The sequence below is a fragment of the Mesorhizobium sp. WSM3866 genome, assembly GCF_002294795.1.
Taxonomy (GTDB): domain Bacteria; phylum Pseudomonadota; class Alphaproteobacteria; order Rhizobiales; family Rhizobiaceae; genus Mesorhizobium.
Map to the genome: position 1 here is coordinate 272703 of NZ_NSGC01000010.1, position 17855 is coordinate 290557.

The 17855-nt window shown below is 63.4% G+C and carries 19 protein-coding genes, 1 tRNA gene and 1 pseudogene; 10 read left to right on the plus strand and 11 right to left on the minus strand.

All coding sequences use genetic code 11. The annotated features are described in order from the left end of the window. The first annotated feature begins 12 nt into the window (after nucleotides 1-12). On the plus strand, nucleotides 13-1038 hold the full coding sequence (cobT, locus tag CK222_RS23315; protein ID WP_095801997.1) for a nicotinate-nucleotide--dimethylbenzimidazole phosphoribosyltransferase: 1026 nt from the start codon (nucleotides 13-15) through the stop codon (nucleotides 1036-1038). A gap of 133 nt (nucleotides 1039-1171) precedes the next feature. Then, nucleotides 1172-1462 carry a hypothetical protein gene (locus tag CK222_RS23320; protein WP_095801998.1) on the plus strand — a complete coding sequence of 97 codons (291 nt, stop codon included), beginning with the start codon at nucleotides 1172-1174 and terminating at the stop codon, nucleotides 1460-1462. A 104-nt stretch (nucleotides 1463-1566) separates the two neighbouring features. On the opposite strand, the gene CK222_RS23325 is transcribed toward CK222_RS23320, so the two are convergent. Beyond that, nucleotides 1567-1642: transfer RNA gene (locus tag CK222_RS23325), tRNA-Lys, on the minus strand. Between the two features lie 105 nt (nucleotides 1643-1747). Beyond that, a complete protein-coding gene (locus CK222_RS23330; protein ID WP_095801999.1) occupies nucleotides 1748-2650 on the minus strand; it encodes a PhzF family phenazine biosynthesis protein in 903 nt (300 codons plus the stop codon). Between the two features lie 132 nt (nucleotides 2651-2782). On the opposite strand from CK222_RS23330, the gene CK222_RS23335 reads away from it, so the two are divergent. The 3 genes from CK222_RS23335 to CK222_RS23345 are packed head-to-tail and all read left to right on the plus strand — an operon-like array spanning nucleotide 2783 to nucleotide 5990. Further along, the gene (locus tag CK222_RS23335; protein ID WP_095802000.1) at nucleotides 2783-4069 is read left to right on the plus strand and encodes an efflux RND transporter periplasmic adaptor subunit; all 1287 of its coding nucleotides are present in this window, start codon (nucleotides 2783-2785) and stop codon (nucleotides 4067-4069) included. 2 nt (nucleotides 4070-4071) lie between these two features. Further along, on the plus strand, nucleotides 4072-4776 hold the full coding sequence (locus CK222_RS23340) for an ABC transporter ATP-binding protein (RefSeq protein ID WP_095802001.1): 705 nt from the start codon (nucleotides 4072-4074) through the stop codon (nucleotides 4774-4776). Further along, a complete protein-coding gene (locus tag CK222_RS23345) occupies nucleotides 4773-5990 on the plus strand; it encodes an ABC transporter permease (RefSeq protein WP_095802002.1) in 1218 nt (405 codons plus the stop codon). Before CK222_RS23340 ends, CK222_RS23345 begins: the two co-directional genes overlap by 4 nt. A gap of 28 nt (nucleotides 5991-6018) precedes the next feature. Here the strand turns inward: CK222_RS23345 and CK222_RS23350 are convergent, their stop codons facing one another. Together CK222_RS23350 and CK222_RS23355 are read right to left on the minus strand one after the other, a co-directional pair. Next, a complete protein-coding gene (locus CK222_RS23350) occupies nucleotides 6019-6738 on the minus strand; it encodes a hypothetical protein (protein ID WP_095802003.1) in 720 nt (239 codons plus the stop codon). A 4-nt stretch (nucleotides 6739-6742) separates the two neighbouring features. Next, on the minus strand, nucleotides 6743-7855 hold the full coding sequence (locus tag CK222_RS23355; RefSeq protein ID WP_095802004.1) for an endonuclease/exonuclease/phosphatase family protein: 1113 nt from the start codon (nucleotides 7853-7855) through the stop codon (nucleotides 6743-6745). A 162-nt stretch (nucleotides 7856-8017) separates the two neighbouring features. Here CK222_RS23355 and CK222_RS23360 point away from each other — a divergent pair, with 162 nt between their 5' ends. Together CK222_RS23360 and CK222_RS23365 are read left to right on the plus strand one after the other, a co-directional pair. Beyond that, nucleotides 8018-8614, plus strand: a complete 597-nt coding sequence (locus tag CK222_RS23360) for a BA14K family protein (RefSeq protein ID WP_067323296.1) — start codon at nucleotides 8018-8020, stop codon at nucleotides 8612-8614. 164 nt (nucleotides 8615-8778) lie between these two features. Continuing rightward, nucleotides 8779-9063 (plus strand): PilZ domain-containing protein, encoded by a 285-nt coding sequence (locus CK222_RS23365; RefSeq protein WP_067323293.1) that lies wholly within the window; start codon nucleotides 8779-8781, stop codon nucleotides 9061-9063. Nucleotides 9064-9118: 55 nt separating this feature from the next. Here the strand turns inward: CK222_RS23365 and ilvC are convergent, their stop codons facing one another. The 3 genes from ilvC to CK222_RS23380 form a co-directional block, all read right to left on the minus strand. Then, entirely contained in the window at nucleotides 9119-10138 is a 1020-nt protein-coding gene (gene ilvC, locus CK222_RS23370; protein WP_067323290.1) for a ketol-acid reductoisomerase, read from the minus strand. A gap of 102 nt (nucleotides 10139-10240) precedes the next feature. After that, entirely contained in the window at nucleotides 10241-10945 is a 705-nt protein-coding gene (locus CK222_RS23375; RefSeq protein ID WP_245433197.1) for a TetR/AcrR family transcriptional regulator, read from the minus strand. Nucleotides 10946-11073: 128 nt separating this feature from the next. Beyond that, on the minus strand, nucleotides 11074-11529 hold the full coding sequence (locus CK222_RS23380) for a MarR family winged helix-turn-helix transcriptional regulator (RefSeq protein ID WP_067323285.1): 456 nt from the start codon (nucleotides 11527-11529) through the stop codon (nucleotides 11074-11076). A gap of 95 nt (nucleotides 11530-11624) precedes the next feature. Between CK222_RS23380 and CK222_RS23385 the strand changes: the two genes are divergently transcribed. Continuing rightward, a complete protein-coding gene (locus CK222_RS23385; RefSeq protein WP_095802006.1) occupies nucleotides 11625-11930 on the plus strand; it encodes a Rieske (2Fe-2S) protein in 306 nt (101 codons plus the stop codon). A 1-nt stretch (nucleotide 11931) separates the two neighbouring features. Continuing rightward, nucleotides 11932-12651, plus strand: a complete 720-nt coding sequence (locus CK222_RS23390; RefSeq protein WP_176477720.1) for a glutathione S-transferase family protein — start codon at nucleotides 11932-11934, stop codon at nucleotides 12649-12651. Between the two features lie 93 nt (nucleotides 12652-12744). On the opposite strand, the gene CK222_RS23395 is transcribed toward CK222_RS23390, so the two are convergent. Further along, complete coding sequence (locus CK222_RS23395) at nucleotides 12745-13155, minus strand: helix-turn-helix domain-containing protein (protein WP_066998811.1); 411 nt, start codon at nucleotides 13153-13155, stop codon at nucleotides 12745-12747. Nucleotides 13156-13321: 166 nt separating this feature from the next. Here CK222_RS23395 and CK222_RS23400 point away from each other — a divergent pair, with 166 nt between their 5' ends. After that, nucleotides 13322-14215: an SDR family oxidoreductase gene (locus CK222_RS23400; RefSeq protein ID WP_095802008.1), complete on the plus strand. Its 894-nt coding sequence runs from the start codon at nucleotides 13322-13324 to the stop codon at nucleotides 14213-14215. A 35-nt stretch (nucleotides 14216-14250) separates the two neighbouring features. Here CK222_RS23400 and CK222_RS23405 read toward each other — a convergent pair. The 3 genes and pseudogenes from CK222_RS23405 to CK222_RS23415 form a co-directional block, all read right to left on the minus strand. Further along, a pseudogene (locus tag CK222_RS23405) lies at nucleotides 14251-15290 on the minus strand (aldehyde reductase). A 35-nt stretch (nucleotides 15291-15325) separates the two neighbouring features. Continuing rightward, the gene (locus CK222_RS23410; RefSeq protein ID WP_095802009.1) at nucleotides 15326-17242 is read right to left on the minus strand and encodes a potassium transporter Kup; all 1917 of its coding nucleotides are present in this window, start codon (nucleotides 17240-17242) and stop codon (nucleotides 15326-15328) included. Nucleotides 17243-17390: 148 nt separating this feature from the next. Continuing rightward, a partial coding sequence (locus CK222_RS23415; RefSeq protein ID WP_176477721.1) for a KUP/HAK/KT family potassium transporter occupies nucleotides 17391-17855 on the minus strand: 465 nt, incomplete at its 5' end.

Consider the following 17855-nt stretch of genomic DNA (forward strand, 5'->3'; position numbering starts at 1 on the left):
GACCTTACCCTCATGTCCCCTCAAACAACGTCGTTCAAATCGCTCGAAGACCTTCGCGCCGCCTGCCTCGATCTGTCCGCCGGCAGCGATACGGCCGCCGCCGCCGTTGCCCGTCGCCAGGACACGCTGACCAAGCCGCAGGGCAGCCTTGGCCGTTTGGAAACGATCGCCGCCTGGTTGGCCCGCTGGCAGGGCCGCGACATGCCGAAGCTCGACGCGGTCAAAGTCTTCGTGTTTGCCGGCAATCACGGCGTCACCGCGCAGGGCGTTTCGGCCTATCCTTCGGAAGTCACGGTGCAGATGGTGGCGAACTTTGCCGGCGGCGGTGCTGCCATCAACCAGCTCGCCCGCGTCGCCGGCGCCAGGCTCGACGTCATCCCGTTCGATCTCGATCATCCGACAGGCGATTTCACGCAAGCGCCGGCGATGGACGAGCAGACCTTCCTCGCCGCGGTCTCGGCCGGCTACGACGCCGTGACCAACGATCTCGACCTCGTCTGTTTCGGCGAGATGGGCATCGGCAACACCACGCCGGCAGCAGCGATCTCGGCCGCTCTTTTCGGCGGCGGCGCGGAAAAATGGACCGGCCGCGGCACCGGCGTCGATGATGCCGGATTGATCCGCAAGATCACCGCCATAGAGGCGGGCCTCAAGCGCCATGCCGATTCGCTTTCCGACCCGCTGAAGATCGCCGCCGCCCTTGGCGGACGCGAGCTTGCGGCGATCTTCGGCGCCACGCTGGCCGCGCGCAAGAACAACGTGCCGGTGTTGCTCGACGGCTTCGTCTGCACCGCCGCCGTCGCGCCGCTGGCAAGGCTGCACCCGACCGGGCTGGCGCACACCGTCGCCGCCCATGTCTCGGCCGAAGCCGGTCATCGCCGCCTGCTCGAAGCGCTGGGCCTGCCGCCGCTGCTCGACCTCGGCATGCGGCTCGGCGAAGGCTCCGGCGCCTGCCTTGCCGTCAACATCGTCCGTTCGGCGCTCGAGTGTCATACGAGGATGGCGAGCTTCGCCGAGGCTGGCGTTTCGGAAAAATAATCTTCCTTCAAAATTTCAACGCTGTTGAAATGACGAAATAACGTCGTCTTGATTGTTTCGTGCGACAGAGATGTCTCCGGGAGATCGAATGATGTATTTGAAGGCCTAAATATTTGTTACGTTTCTTGCTGGGATGGCACTGCCGGCCCTTGCCCAAGACCAATATGTTCGCCCGCTGCGCCCCGGCGAAGACGGATCTGCCAGAATCCAATCGTCGATTTCGATGACCCTTCCGGTCAAGGACGACGAAGACGCAGCCGCCCAGCAGCAGGCCGCACTTCGGTCTTTCTACAAGGTCGCGGCCGTCAGTTGCGCCATGGTGGTCGAGACTGTCGCCGACACCTGCGAAATCACTGGCATGACAACTAACGTCAATGCCGGGACCGCAATGTCGGCGGTTATGGCGGATCGCAGGTTACGGTGACCGGCCAGATCACGATGAAGGTCAAGTTCAAGGCCAGCTTGAACAGGACAGCGCAGTAGGACTGGTGCCCGTCTCGCTTGTTTGCCCGTTTTATGAGAAGACTTTGGTGGGTGTGCACAGGATCGAACTGTGGACCCGCTGATTAAGAGTCAGCTGCTCTACCAACTGAGCTACACACCCACACCGCTGGGAAATCCAGCGTCGGCGGCGCATATAGCCGCCGGTTTGAGCGATGTCCAGCCCTGCCGGATCATTTCCCGACAAATCGCCGAATTGCCGCAGGTGTCACACAAAAAGCTGGCCTTCCGCCACTTTGATCGCATGGCCTCCGATACGCGCGGAGGCCAGTTTTCCGCCGTCGACGTTGAGCTCGAGCCGGATGCGCGAGGGTCTGCCCATCTCCAGCCCCTGCTCGATCCAAAGCTGCGAGATCCCGTCCGTTGGACCGTCGAAATGCATAATGGCGCCGGCAAAGGCCGCCGCCGCGGAGCCGGTCGCCGGATCTTCGTAGGAGGGATTGCCAGGCACGATCATGCGCACATGGAAGGCGCTGTCGTGATGCACCGTCTCGCGGCAATAGACGTATGGGCTGGCGAAGGCCCATTCGCTCTTGCGCGGCGCGAGCTCGGACCATGCCTGGTTGTCCAGCCTGACTTTTGCGGCCGCTTCGAGGCCGGCAACCGGAATGGTGACATAGGGCACGCCGGCCGACCAGAAGGAGACGCGGTGATTCTCGAAGCCGAGCTCGTGCGGGCCAAGGCCAAGGGCTGCGCCGATCATTTCCGGTTCGGCGGCGAGTTCCAGCCGCTCAGGCAGTTTCGCCAGGTCGAATTCGGCGAAGGTGGCGCCATCATGCTTGCTGACCGCGCAACGCACGGGGCCGATATTTTCCTCCAGCACAAAGATGCCAGTCGCTTCGCCAGCCTGCTCCGCAAGCGCGATAGCCGACCCAACGGTCGGATGGCCCGCGAACGGCATCTCATAGTCGGGCGTGAAGATGCGGATACGGTTGCGGTGCTTGGGATTTTCGGGCGGCAGCACGAACACCGTCTCGGACAGGTTGAATTCGCGCGCGATCGCTTGCATGGCAGCCGTGTCCAGCCCCTGGCTGTCGAGCACCACGGCGAGCGGATTCCCTGCCAGCCGCTCGGTCGTAAACACGTCGTAAAGCAAGTAGTCGCGCGTCATTTGGAAAACCTTCCGCTTCGTCCCGAATTTCTGCTCGATCCCAACATGAGGGAAATTTAATTTGAAATTCGAACCTCAAGGCATGATTTGTTCACGGATAGGGACATCAATTTGTCGTTATAGGGGTCCGTGGTGGACCAGCTTGTCAATCCGCCAAACGCAGAATCCGATACTTCCATCGAAACGGCTCTCGGGCTCGACCGCAAACGCGTGAGCCGCAAGCGCCGCCGGTTCTGGCTCTACGCGCTGCTGGCGCTGGCTGTCGTGGCGGCCGCGATCGCCGGCTACCGGTGGAACGCCGTCTCGCCGCCCCGGATCGAATACACGATCGCGCCGGCGACGATTGCCGACCTGACCGTCAAGGTGTCGGCGACCGGCACGCTGCAGCCGCTGACGCAGGTCGACATCTCCAGCGAGCTTTCCGGCATCGTCCGCTCCGTCGCCGTCAACGAGAACCAGCAGGTCAAGAAGGGCGACATCCTGGCGACGCTCGACACCGCCAAGCTCGAGGTCCAGATCGAGCGCGCCACGGCCTCGGCAAAGGCGGCGGCGGCCGTCGTCGAGGATGCCAAGGTCACGCTGCAGGAAAACGAGAACGCGGTGGTCCGCGCGAACGCCCTCACCAAGCGCGGCATGGCGACGGATCAATCGCTTGAGGCCGCGACCGCGACACGCGATCGCTCCAAGGCCGCGCTCGACAGCGCCGAGGCCAATCTCGCCATCGCTGAGGCTGATCTGAAGGCCCAGCAGACCGACCTTGCCAAGAGCACCATCTACGCGCCGATCGACGGCATCGTGCTCACGCGCTCCGTCGATCCGGGGCAGACGGTCGCTTCTTCGCTGCAGGCGCCGGTGCTGTTCGTCATCGCTGCCGACTTGCGGAACATGGAGCTGCAGGCGGCGGTGGACGAGGCCGATATCGGCCAGGTCAAGCCCGGCCAGCATGCCCGCTTCACGGTCGATGCTTTCCCGGACCGTCCCTTCGACGCCGAGATCCGCGACATCTCCTATGCCTCCGTCACCACCGACGGCGTCGTCACTTACAATGCACGGCTGGAAGTCGACAACGGCGAGCTTCTGCTCAGGCCAGGCATGACCGCCACGGTCGCCGTGGTGACCAGGCAGGCCAAGGGCGTGCTCACCGTGCCGGCCACAGCCTTCCGTTACCGCCCGGCGCAACAGGCGGCCCGCGGCTGGAGCCTGCGCGACCTCTTTACCGGCCGCATGGGCCCCCCCAACCGGCAGCGCGAGGCGACGAAAGCGCCGATCGACGGCTCTCACACGCTCTATGTGCTGGACAACGGACGGCCGCATGCCGTCAACGTCAGGATCGGCTCGACCGACGGCGAACTGACCGAGATCACGTCCGGCCTCGAGGAAGGCGCAGAGGTCATCACCGGCTCGCAGCAACGGAGCTGACCGTGTCCGCTCCCCCGCTCATCACCTTCGACAGTGTATGGAAGAGCTATGGCGAGGGCGAAGCGTGCGTGCACGCACTTGCCGGCGTCGATCTTGCCATCCGCAGAAGTGAGTTCGTCGCCATCATGGGACCGTCCGGCTCGGGCAAGTCGACGGCGATGAACATCATCGGCTGTCTCGACACGCCGACGGCCGGAACCTACCGCTTCAAGGGCGTGGATGCAGGCCGGCTCGACCGCAACCGCCGCGCCCTGCTGCGCAACCTTTATGTCGGCTTCGTCTTCCAAGGCTACAATCTCCTGCCCCGCACCACGGCGGCGGAAAATGTCGAGCTGCCGCTGATCTATCGCGGCGTTTCCGCCCGCGAGCGCCGGGAGCTGGCCATGCAGGCGCTCGCCCAGGTCGGACTTGTCGGGCGCGAACATCACACGCCGGCCGAGCTCTCGGGCGGCCAGCAACAGCGCGTGGCGATCGCGCGTGCCATCGTCACCAAACCGACCCTGCTCGTCGCCGACGAGCCCACCGGAAATCTCGACACCGCGCGCACGCACGAAATAGTGGAATTGCTGACCAGGCTGAACGCCGAACTCGGCCTCACCATCGTTATGGTGACGCACGAAGCCGACGTCGCGGCATATGCCGGGCGCACGGTGCGCTTCCTCGACGGCCACGTCGCTTCAGATACACCGAAAGCCGAGGCAGCATGATTTGGGAAACCGTCCGCCTTTCGCTGATTTCCATCCGCCGGAACGTGCTGCGCTCGTTCCTGACCCTGCTCGGCATCGTCATCGGCGTCGCCGCGGTCATCGCCATGCTCACCATCGGCTCCGGCACCACCGAGAAGGTCAAGGCCGACATCTCGAAACTCGGCAGCAACCTGCTCGTCGTCCGCTCGGGCCGTCCGGCAGGGCCTGGCGGCCCCGGCGGGCTCGACCAGGTCACCCGACCGCTGGCCGCCAAGGACCTCGAAGCACTGGTTGCCCATCTCAGCGGCGCACGCGCCATCGCACCGGCGTCGCAAAAACAGGTGCGGGTCATCTTCGGCACGGAGAGCCTGACGTCGGGCGTTACCGGCACCGACAGCGCCTATCTCGACGCGCGCGACTGGAAGCTGGTGTCGGGCCGCCCCTTCAGCGATTCCGAGGCGCGCGCCGGCGCCCGCGTCTGCCTGATCGGCGAGACGGTGCGGCAGCAGTTCTTCGGCGCCGGCGATCCGGAGGGCGAGACGATCCGCGTCAACCGCACCTCCTGCCGGATCATCGGCCTGCTCGAGCCGAAGGGTTACACCGGCTTCGGCCAGGATCAGGACAATGTCGTGCTGATGCCGCTGGCCGCCTACCAGCGGCGCATCGCCGGCAACCGCGACATCGACTCGATCTACATCGCCGCCGACGACAGGACGCCGACCACCGAACTGCAGCCGCGCGTCGAGGACATCCTGCGCGACACGCGCCGCATCACGCCGGACCGTGATGCCGATTTCTCGATCCGCGACATGACCCAGATCGCCGACGCCATGGCCAGCGCCACCACCACCATGACCGGCATGCTGGGTGCCGTCGCCGGCGTCAGCCTTCTGGTCGGCGGCATCGGCATCATGAACATCATGCTGGTATCGGTCACTGAGCGCACGCGCGAGATCGGCATCAGGCTGGCGATCGGTGCGCACGAAAAACACATCCTGATCCAGTTCCTGGTCGAGGCGACGGTGCTGTCGCTGCTTGGCGGCATCATCGGCATCCTGATCGGACTGGCGCTCGCAGGCCTGGCCTCGGTGACGCTGACGATACCCTTCGCGCCGAGCCCGGCGGTCATCCTGCTCGCCGTCGGTTTTTCGGCGCTGATCGGCATGGTGTTCGGCTTCTTCCCGGCATTGCGCGGCGCGAGGCTCGATCCGATCGAGGCGCTAAGGCACGAGTGAACCGCCGCGTCGTCGGCCCGTGAACGAGTCAGACCAGCTCGTTGGCGAAATGCCACTTGATCAGCGGCTTCATGTGCCCCATCAGCCCGACCGGCAGGTCGGTTGCGTTGCGGATGATGACCGGACCTTCGATCTCCGGGTCCGCCTCGGCCGCGACGAACATCTTTATGTGCTGCGCGATCTCGTCGGCAGGCTCGGCCACCCGAAAGCGACGGAAGATCACCGTGCCGCTCGATGTCGACAGCGCGTAGTAGCGCTGTCCACGTGCGGCGCCCGACAGATCGATCCCGGTTTCCTCGCCCACCTCGCGGATCATGTTGAAATCGATATCGACGAGGCCGTCGCGGAAATCGATCGGCTCGAAGGAGCCGGCGGCGAAATAGACGCGGCCGGCGTTCACCGTGTGCGAGCCCATCCGGATCGCCACCAGCGCATTGTCGCCGGCAACCAGCACGGCGTGCGCATAGGCATGTTCGGCGCCGCTCAGCTCCCGGTTTTTGCGCCACAGCATGAAAGTCGAGTACTTCACCGCATGACAGCGACCGATGAGCCGGCTGTCGCGATAGCTCAGCGCTGAAAGCAACACCACGGTGCCGTCATATAGCGCCGGCTTCATCTCCATTTCGCGGCGCCAGTTTTCCGCGATCGCTGTCTGATTGTCGCGCTCGAACGGATGCGGGCTGGCAACGAGCCGTACGTCGACCGCGTCGACCGGCAAAATGACATTGCGCGGCAGGTCGAAGCTCACGGGCTCAGGCCATGTCCAGGTTGATCACCACCGGGCAATGGTCGGAGGCCTTCGGCCTGTCCCACCCGGCACGCGGAAAACGCTCGACTTCCTGGCCAGGCGGAAAGATGGTGCGCCAAGGCTGACCGTTGCGGATGATCTCCGGAACCGCGGTGGCGTTCTTCGCCGCCAAGGCCTTCGACAGCAGGATATAGTCCAATTGGCACAAATGCCGCTCTTGCGGACCGCGCGTGTGATAAAAACTCCAGCGGTCCATCTCGGGCCGCCGCTCGACGACATTTTCGCAAAAGCCGCCGGCGGTCAGAACGTTGATCGAGGACTGCGCTTCGTCGACGACCTGGAAGCGATAGCCGTCGAAGCTGTCGCCTTCGATCTTCACGCGCTGCCGATAATCATTCATGTCGCCGCAGATTGCCCAGCGCTTGTCGGCCGCATGGTCCTTGCCGAAGCGGTCCTCGATGATGCGGCGCACGGCCTGCGCCTCGGCGATGCGCAGTGGCATCGTCGCCTCGCGGCCATCGAGACCGTTGCGCGGCGAGCCCATTGACTTGAAATGCACGAGGTACAGCGTAAGCGGCACGCCGCCGACCGTTATGTCGATTTCCAGGCAGTCACGCCGGAAGACGCGTTCGGTGGCCAGGTGCCCGAACGCCGCCAGTTCCGGCGTGAACAGTCCGAACTGCTCGAACGTGACATAGGCATGGCTGGTCATGCGCACGAATTCGATCGGCTGCCCCTGCGCGGTCTCGTTGCGCATCATCACGGCGACGTCGATGCCGCGGGAGTCGTTGCCGGCGGTGGTGTATTTCTGACGGTAGCCCTGCCCGATCATCTTGAAGAGATAGCCATATTCGAAGGCCTTCAGCCCCTCGATATTGTCCACCTCCTGCATGCAGATGACGTCGGCGCGTGTCGCGGCTATGGCGAGCGCGGTAAGCTGGCGGGTGTCATCGGACTGGGCGATGGCGCGCGCCTGTTCGAGCAGCCTGTATTCTGCTTCGCTCTGGATGTCGAACAGCGCCAGCGTTCGGTCCTCGTTGAGCTGGTTGCGATAGCCGGAGAAGTCGAACCTGTTCATCAGGTTCTCGACATTGAAGGTGGCGAGGCGCAGCGACATGGCCGAGACCTTTGCCCGCAAGCAATGGCGAACACAAGAGCATACGCACGCCCGTTATGGTTGACGGAACCTTTCTGTTCATCTTCCGTTCAGATGGAAAGTTCCATCAATAGGCCTATTCCCGAGCGTTTTGGGCGTGGGGCCTTACTCGTGGAGAGTGAAATGAAACCGCTCTTGTCTTCCCTTGGATCCGGGCTTCTGGCCTTGGGTCTCTCCGCTGGGCTGACGGTGCCGTCGATTGCCGGCCCGGTCCTGCAGCCCGATATGTCGACCGTGACCAGCACGGCCGCATCCACCATCATCCCCGTTCGCGACAGCTGGGCCGGCGGCAACGACCGGCGGCAGATGTATGACTGGCGCTGGCGGCGCGGCGGTGACTGGCGCGGCCGCGATTTTAGATGGCGTGACGGCGACTTCCGCGCACGTCATTTCTCCCGCAACTGGGACGGAGATCGCAATTGGCGCTGGCGGCATCATCGCCATCATCGCCATCGCCACTTCGACAGCGGGGGCGCGGCCATCCTTGGGCTCGGCCTAGGCCTCGGTCTCGGCAGCCTCGCCTACAACAATTTCTACAATCCCTATTATTACGATCCCTATCCGCGCTACTATCAGCCGCGGCGCATTTACCGGACCGAGCGGCTTTCCAGGGCCCATGTCCAATGGTGCCACGACCGCTACCGGTCCTATCGGGCCTGGGACAACACGTTCCAGCCCTATAACGGCCCGCGCCGGCAGTGCATTTCGCCCTATATCTGAGCCCCTCGGCACGAAGCTCAACGGCGCCCGGCGGGCGCCGTTTCTTTTTGGCAAGGCGCGCCCGACGGCGACGCGATAACCTTAAATTTAGCAGATGCGTCTATCCGTCATGCGGTGCCCCATATGACGATCGCCAAGCTGCGATCCGCTAGGACGACTCCGCCATGACCGAGAACGAGTTGAGAGGCAAGCGCCGGCAACGCGTGCTGAAGGGCGCGGCGATCCTGACCGGCATCAACAATTCCGGGGTCATGTGCACGGTGCGCAACATGCATCCTGGCGGCGCCGAACTGAAGCTGCCTATCGAGGCGCATGTGCCCGACGAATTCCTGCTTTACGTGACGAAGGACCGGATCGGCTACAAGGCGATCGTCCGCTGGCGCCGCGACGACCGCATCGGCGTGGAATTCGCGGGCACCGAGCCGAAGCCGCATTGGCATTACGGCTGAGCGTGAGAGCCGGCGGATCGCTCCGCCGGCTTTCACGAAGCATGAATAGACCGAATTAATTTTTCGCCTTGTCGACCAGCTTGTTCTTGGCGATCCACGGCATCATCGCGCGCAGCTTCGCGCCAACCTCTTCGATCTGATGACTGTCGTTGTTGCGGCGGATGCCCTTGAAGCGTGACAGGCCGGCGCGATATTCCTGCATCCATTCCGAGGTGAATTTGCCGGTCTGGATGTCCTTCAGGATGCGCTTCATCTCGGCCTTGGTGTCGGCCGTGATGATACGCGGACCGGAGACATATTCGCCCCATTCGGCGGTATTCGAGATCGAGTAGTTCATGTTGGCGATGCCGCCCTCATAGATGAGGTCGACGATCAGCTTCACCTCGTGCAGACACTCGAAGTAGGCCATCTCCGGCGCGTAGCCGGCTTCCACCAGCGTCTCGAAGCCGGCGCGGATCAGCTCGACCAAACCGCCGCACAGCACCACCTGCTCGCCGAACAGATCGGTCTCGCATTCCTCGCGGAAATTGGTCTCGATGATGCCGGAACGGCCGCCGCCGACGCCACAGGCATAGGAGAGCGCCAGGTCGAGCGCATTGCCCGAGGCGTCCTGGTTGACGGCAACCAGGCACGGCACGCCGCCGCCCTTCTGATATTCGCCGCGCACGGTATGGCCAGGGCCCTTCGGCGCGATCATGACCACGTCGACCGAAGCCTTCGGCTCGATCAGGCCGAAATGCACATTGAGGCCGTGCGCGAAGGCGATGGCGGCGCCGTCGCGGATGTTCGGCGCGATCTCTGATCTGTAGATGTCGGCCTGCAACTCGTCGGGCGTTGCCATCATCATCAGGTCTGCCCACTTGGCGGCATCCGCCACGCTCATCACCTTCAGCCCGTCGGCCTCGACCTTGTTGGCGGTCGCCGAGCCGGCCTTCAGGCCGATGGCGATCTCCTTGACGCCGGAATCCTTGAGGTTCAGCGCATGCGCCCGGCCCTGGCTGCCATAGCCGATGATAGCGACCTTCTTACCCTTGATCAGATTGAGATCGGCGTCACGATCGTAATAGACACGCATTTCGTCTTCCTTCCCGTTTTTGAAGATCAGAGCATGATGCCGAAAAGTGTGAAGCGGTTTTCGGACGACATCATGCTCTATCTCTTGAATTTGGAGCCGGATTCAGATTTCAGGTCGACTTGACCTGAAATCATCCGGCTCCGGGCCTTGCGGCCGGTTGTTTGCTCTCCAGGTCCTTGAGCCGTAAAGAGCGAGAAACTGCTGCGTCGCGCGGGCGGCATCGCCGCCGATCGTCGCCTCGGTCAATTGCAGCCGGTCGCCGAGCAGAAGCCGTATCTGCACGTCGCGGCCGACCAGACCGAAAAACGTCCGGAACGCCGTCTCGGCGTCGTCTAAGTCGAGCAGCCCGGCCTCGCGTCCCGCTTCGAGCACGGGCTTCAGACGCCTGGCCAGCGCGAAACGCCCATTCTGCAGCACGATCGCGCCAAGGTCATCCTTCCCGGAGCCGGCATGGCCGACCGCGACACGGTTGAGCGCGATAGACGTATCGCTGGAGATGACCCTCAGCCAGTCGGAAGCGAAGCGTTCGAGGCTTGCGGTCAGCCAAGCGAGGTCGAGGCCTTTGCGGTCGACCGGCGCCACGCGCACTTTCGAGGCCTGCCATTGCACTGTCGCCGTCAGCAGCCCGTCGCGGTCGCCGAACCATTTGTAGAGTGTTTCCTTGGAGCAGCTTGCCCGCCGCGCCACCGCGGTCATGGTCAGGTTGTCGCCCTCTTCGACCAGTAGGCGAAGTGCTGCGTCCAGAACGGCCTGCTGCCGCTCGGTGAGCGTTTCGCTGCTGTCGGTGTCGGCGGCGGCTTGCAACACGTTTTCACCCGTTCCCGGTCGCTCAATAATGCGTACCGTACGTTACGGTTCGGCTTATTGCGCATTCGGGTTTCCATCGCAAGGGGCTGCGGCGAAAAAATCTGACGGTACCCACAAACACTCGTGAGCTAATCGCCGGCCGGTGGCTCGCGCAACCGCCCGAGCAGTGCAGCCAGCGTTTCCAGCTCCTTGGCGGAAAGCTTGTCGCCCATCAGCTCGGCAATGGACGCGCCATAGACCGCCCAGATGCGGCGGCGCATCTCCCGGCCGCTTGGCGTGATGCGCACTGTCTGGCCACGGCCGTCATCCGAGACAGGCAGCTTTTCCAACAGGCCATCCGCTTCCAGCCGGGCCAGCAGTCGCGACACGCTGTACTGCGCCAACAGAACGCGATCGATCAGCTCGAACGGCCGCAAGCCGCCCTCGCCCGCCTCGGCAAGCTCGTGCAGCACGTCGTACCAGGCGAGCGGCGGCAAGCCGCCGGCTTTCAGGGCATACTCGGTCTTTTCGACCAGCTGGCGCGAAACGCGCATCAGGCGGCCCCAGGCTTTGACGGCCTCGGGCGGAAGAGATTTTCTCGTCATCGAGGAACTTTATTCGATAGATGCAATTGCATCAAGCTTGACGGTCGATGCAAATGCATTCATATAGATGCAATTGCATCGATAAGGAGTTCCCGATGACACATGAGATCTGTAAAGTGGCCGACATCCCGCAGACCGGCAGCCTGATCGCGCCTTTCTTCGGCCGCGAGGTCCACGTCTGGCGCAGCGGCGAGCGTGTCCGTGCCGCAGCCAATGCCTGCCTGCATTTCGGCGGGCCACTCGACTGCAAGGACGGCGCCTTCATCTGCCAGTGGCACGGCGCCCGCTTCGACATGCAAAGCGGCGAGCGCCTCGTAGGCCCGGCGCCGAAGGGCTCGCGGCTGATGTTCCTGTCGACCCGCGTCGAGGACGGCGCGCTGAACTATGTCTGGGGAGAATAAGATGACGGCCAAACTCACCCTCGTCAGTCATCACCTTTGCCCCTACGTCCAGCGTGCGGCAATCGCCCTCGCCGAGAAAGGAGTGCCGTTCGAGCGCGTCAATGTCGACCTTGCCAGCAAGCCCGACTGGTTCAAGGCTATCTCGCCGCTCGGCAAGGTACCGCTGCTCTGCGTTCGAAACGGCAGCAAGGAGGAGATCATTTTCGAATCCGTCGTCATTCTCGAATTCCTCGAGGAGACGCAGGCCAATCCGTTGCACCCGGCCGATCCGCTCATGCGGGCCAGGCACCGCTCCTGGGTCGAATTCGGTTCGGCCATCCTCAACGCCATCGGGCGCTTCTATTCCGCCGCCGATGAGGCCGGCTTCCTCAAGGAAAGCAGCGGCTTGTCGGAACTGTTTGAGCGTGTCGAGGCGGAACTGTCGGCAAGGCGGAGCGGTCCGTGGTTCGCCGGGAAGCGCTTCTCGATGGTCGACGCCGTCTACGGGCCGATCTTCCGCTACTTCGACACGTTCGACGAGATCGGCGCTTGCGGCATCCTGGACGGTAAGCCTCTCGTCCAGGCCTGGCGCAAGGCGTTGAGCGACCGGCAATCGGTGAAGGAGGCTGTCAGTCCGGACTATCCGCTGCGGCTGCACGCCTTCCTGCGGGCAAAGGCATCCTATCTGTCGCGAATGATCCGGCTGCAGGCCATTGCGATTCCGCAAGCCCGATCGGCCTGAACGGGTCGATCACCGTTCCCGCGACCATGGCGGCGAGCAACTGCGGCACCGGCGCAAGCGGCGCTTTGACGCTTGTATCGGGGAAGGAAAGGCTCAGGCCTGCGCGGCATCGAAGGCGACGCGCGCCTCACGAACGGCATCGTGGTTGAGCTCGGCCCATTGGATCAGCATCTGCAACGGCGCAAACATCGAGCGGCCGAGGTCGGTGAGGCTGTATTCGACGCTCGGCGGCTTGGTCGGAAAGACTTCGCGATGCACATAGCCGTCGCGCTGCAGGTCGTAGAGCGTCTGCGTCAGCATACGCTGCGAAATGTCGGGCACCAGGCGGCGCAACTCCCCGAACCGGTACGGCTTCTCGGCCAAAGCCATGACCAGCAGCGAGCTCCATTTGCCGCTGATGCCCTGGATCACATCGCGGACCGGGCAGTCGGCGAAATTGCCGCCGCCGGTCATGGCTTTGTAGACCTCGAGCTTCGATTTCAGACTGAAGATCTTGCTGTCCATCGCGACATCCATTGATCGAAACGGCGACCCGCCGGTGGTTCCCCGGCTGTGCCTACCTCCCGGAAAACTGCCTTCTTTACGGCCCTTGGTCAATTCTTATTTTAGTGCTGGTCTCTTTTTGAGACCATCGTTCAGACCCCTTCGACTCAAATTTCAGGAACTTCCCATGACCGAAACTCTCCTTGTCACCGGCGCTTCCGGCCATCTCGGCCGCGCCGTGATCAACCATCTGCTCGATGCGCAGAAAGTCGCGCCGGCAAATATCATCGCAACCACGCGCAATCCCGAAAATCTCCGCGACCTGGCAGCCCTCGGCATTGTCGTCAGGCCGGCCGATTTCGACGATCCGGCCTCGCTGGAGCGCGCGTTCAAAGGCGCCGACCGAGTGCTGATCGTCTCGACCGGTGAGCTCGACCTGAAGAGCGACCGGCGCCTCAAGCAGCATCAGGCCGCGGTGGCCGCAGCCAAGGCGGCAAGCGTCTCGCACCTCCTCTACACCTCGATGCCCAATCCCGAGCCGGTCTCGCCGGTGCTGTTTGCCGGCGACCACTACGGCACCGAGCAGGCCATCAAGGCGAGCGGCATTGCCTACACCATCTTCCGCAACGGCTGGTACCAGGAGAACCTTTTCATGGCGCTGCCGCACGCCATTTCGTCGGGCAAGTGGTACACGTCGGCCGGTGACGGTCGGATCGCGCACGCCGCGCGCGACGACATGGCCGCCGCGATCGCCGCGAGCCTCGCTTCCGGCTCGACGGAGAGCCGCGTCTACACGCTGACCGGCCCGCATGCCTACACGACGAACGAAATTGCCGCTCTGGTGAGCGAAGTCACTGGCAAGCCGCTGGAGGTTATCCAATTACCTGACGAGGCTTTGACCGAGGGCGTCAAGGCGGCCGGCCTTCCCGAGGACTTTGCGCGCATTGTCGTATCCTTCGACGCCAACACACGCTCCGGCCGTATCGGCATGGTAACCGACGCTATCGAGACGCTGTCGGGCCGCAAGCCGAAGACGCTCAAGCAGTTCCTGGAAGGGAACAAAGCCGCACTGCTTGGCTGAACCGTTGCGCCTGGGGGGGTACTCTCCCGGGCGCGTCACCTCGACTTTTTGAGCAATCCGAGCCGGACCAGGCTTTCGCCGGTGGCGACGAGAGCTTCTTCGCGCGACGCGGCGCCCAGCCGAGCATGCGCATGGCCTTGGCCCCGGTTGCGTTCCTGGCCTTGCCCAGTTCCGTCACGATCTGCGCTGCTTGCCCGTCGAACAGTCCGACGGTCCGGACCAGCCAGTCCGGTAGCATTCTCGTCGTAACGCGCGACGCAACGCTGCCCAGCCGCGATTTCAACGTTTGTGCGATCCCCAGCGTCGTCATCAAATCGCCGCTGATGGCGAGGAACCGCTCCCCCTTGGCGGCGGGACTGGTCATGGCGCGCAGATGCAGGTCCGCCACGTCCCGCGCGTCGACCACGCCGAACACCATGCGCGGCAGACCCGGCATCTCGCCGTCCAGCAAGCGCTTGATGAAGTCCGTCGAGGTCGAATGATCCGGCCCCAGGACCGGTCCAAAGATCCCGACCGGATTGACGACCGTCAGTTCCAGCGCTCCGCCCTGGCTGCCAATGAAATCCCAGGCCGCACGTTCCGCCAGCGTTTTCGACTTCACATAGGCGCTTACCTTGGCTGCCAGGTTGGTCCAGTTCTCTTCCGTGAACGGACTGCCCGGAATTGGCCTCTGGCCATAGCCGAGAGCGGCAAAGGACGAGGTGAGCACCACCCGTTTGACGCCCGCATCGCGCGCGGCCCGCAGCACGCGCAGCGCACCCTCGCGCGCAGGAACGATCAGATCGTCCTCGTGTTTCGGCACGCCCGGCGGGAACGGCGAAGCGACATGAAGAACGTACTGGCATCCCGCGACCGCTTCCAGCCAGCCGGGGTCTGTCATCAGATCGGCGTAGGCGAAGGAAAGCGCATCGCCCGGCTCGGCACCGCCGACCCTCAGCATGGCGAGAACATCGGCTTCGCGCTTGGCGGATCGCACTGTTGTGCGGACGCGGTAGCCTGCCTGCAACAGGGCTAGAACGCAGTGCGCGCCGAGGAACCCGGAGCCGCCGGTAACGAGCACCAACTCACCGCCCATTCCCACCTCCCCACCCCTTTAGGCGTTGCAGTCCCTCAAATGGCGACCTGAGTGCCGATCTCGACCACGCGCCCGGTGGGGATCTGGAAATACTCTGTCGCATCGGCCGCCGTCTTCGCAAGGCCGATGAACAGCCTGTCCTGCCAGATCGGCATGCCGGAATTGGGCGAGGCCTTCAGCGAGCGCCGCGACAGGAAGAAGGACGTCGTCATGATGTCGAACTTCCATCCTTGCTTGCGGCAGATCGCCAGCGCGCGCGGAATGTTCGGCTGCTCCATGTAGCCGAAGGTCAGCGTGACCCGCATGAACAGCTCGTTGACCGTCTCCATCTTCACCCGCTCGCTGTCCGGCACCACCGGCTGCGGTGCGGTCACCACGGAAAGAATGACATTCTTCTCATGCAGCACCTTATAGTGCTTCAGGCTGTGCATGAGCGCGGTCGGCGCGCTCAGCGGATCGCTGGTCAGGAACACGGCGGTGCCGGACACCAGCTGCGGCTTTTTCTTCAAAAGGTTCGACGCCAGGAAGTCGAGCGGGATTTCGTTGCGGCGCGTCTTGTCGAACAGGTAGCGGCTGCCGCGCACCCAGGTCCACATGCCGAGGATGATGGCGAAAGCCACGGCGAGCGACGCCCAGCCGCCTTCGAACACCTTGACGATGTTGGAGGCGAAGAAGCCGACATCGATGAAGGCAAACAGCGCCGTCAACGACACCGCGACCCAGAGCTGCCACTTCCAGATACGGGTCATGACGACGAAGAGGAGCACCGTCGTCACCAGCATATTGCCGGTCACCGAGATCCCGTAGGCCGAGGCAAGTCTGCTGGACGCGCCGAAACCGACCACCAGAAGCATCACCACCAACGCCAGCAGCATGTTGACGCGCGGCATGTAGATCTGGCCCGACTGTTTTTCGGACGTATGCAGGATCTCCAGCCGCGGCAGCATGTTGAGCTGCACCGCCTGCCTGGTCAGCGAAAAGGCACCGGAGATCACCGCCTGGCTGGCGATAACGGTCGCTGCCGTCGCCAGAATCACCATCGGGATCAGCGCCCAGCCTTCATTCATCTCGAAAAAAGGATGGCCGACGACACCGTTCTTGGCGAGCACGAAAGCGCCCTGCCCGGCATAATTCAACAGCAGGCAGGGAAATACGATCGCCAGCCATGCCAGCACGATCGGCTTGCGGCCGAAATGGCCGAGGTCGGCGTAGAGTGCTTCCGCGCCGGTGACGGCCAGGAAAATGGCGCCGATCGTGACAAAGGCCACGTCAGGCGAATGGATCAGGAAGGCGACGATGTAGTGCGGGCTGATCGCCCAAAGGATTTCAGGATCGGCAATGATGTGGTTCAGCCCGGACAGGCCGATGGCGAGGAACCACACGGCGGTGATCGGCCCGAAGATCAAGGCAACACCACCTGTGCCGAACCGCTGCACCGCAAACAGAATAGCCAAGATGAGCAGCGTCAGCGGCACCACATAAGGCTGAAAGGCGGGTGTCACGACATTCATGCCTTCGACGGCCGAAAGCACGGAGATGGCCGGGGTGATCACGGCGTCGCCAAAGAAAAGCGAGGCGCCGGCGATGCCGATGGCCAGGATGACCGCCGAACGCGTCGCGAAAGTGCTGCGCGCCAGCGCCATCAGCGAGAGCACGCCGCCTTCGCCACGATTGTCGGCGCGCAGCACGAACATGATGTATTTGATCGTGACGATGATCGTCAGCGACCAGATGATCAGCGACAGCACCCCAAGAATATCGCCGCGATCGGCGACCTCACCGCGCGAGGAAGCAACGAGCGCCTCGCGGAACGCGTAGATCGGGCTGGTGCCGATATCGCCGTAGACGACACCCAGCGCGCCCAACATCAGCACCTTGGTGCTGTGCTGCTCTATTTCCGGATGCCCCGTTTGCTCGACGGGTTCTGCCTCAGCACCATTGGCAAGGGCCATGACGACACTCCGATAAAATGCGCGGTGCTCTACGCTTGCTGCAGTGCAATATCAAGTGCCCTGGCGTTAGGGCTCCCATACCGCCAGTGCAAGGCTCGACCTGCAGAGGTCCATTCAAATCTATGGCACAATGTAGATGCTTGAAGCGTCAGATCGCGACCTGCGTACCGATCTCGACCACGCGCCCGGTGGGGATCTGGAAGTACTCTGTCGCATCCGCCGCCGTCTTCGCAAGGCCGATGAACAGCCTGTCCTGCCAGATCGGCATGCCGGAATTGGGCGAGGCCTTCAGCGAGCGCCGCGACAGGAAGAAGGACGTCGTCATGATGTCGAACTTCCATCCTTGCTTGCGGCAGATCGCCAGCGCGCGCGGAATGTTCGGCTGCTCCATGTAGCCGAAGGTCAGCGTCACCCGCATGAACAGCTCGTTCACCGTCTCCATCTTCACCCGCTCGCTGTCCGGCACCACCGGCTGCGGCGCGGTCACCACCGAAAGAATGACGTTCTTTTCGTGCAGCACCTTGTAGTGCTTAAGGCTGTGCATGAGCGCGGTCGGCGCGCTCAGCGGATCGCTGGTCAGGAACACGGCGGTGCCGGACACCAGCTGCGGCTT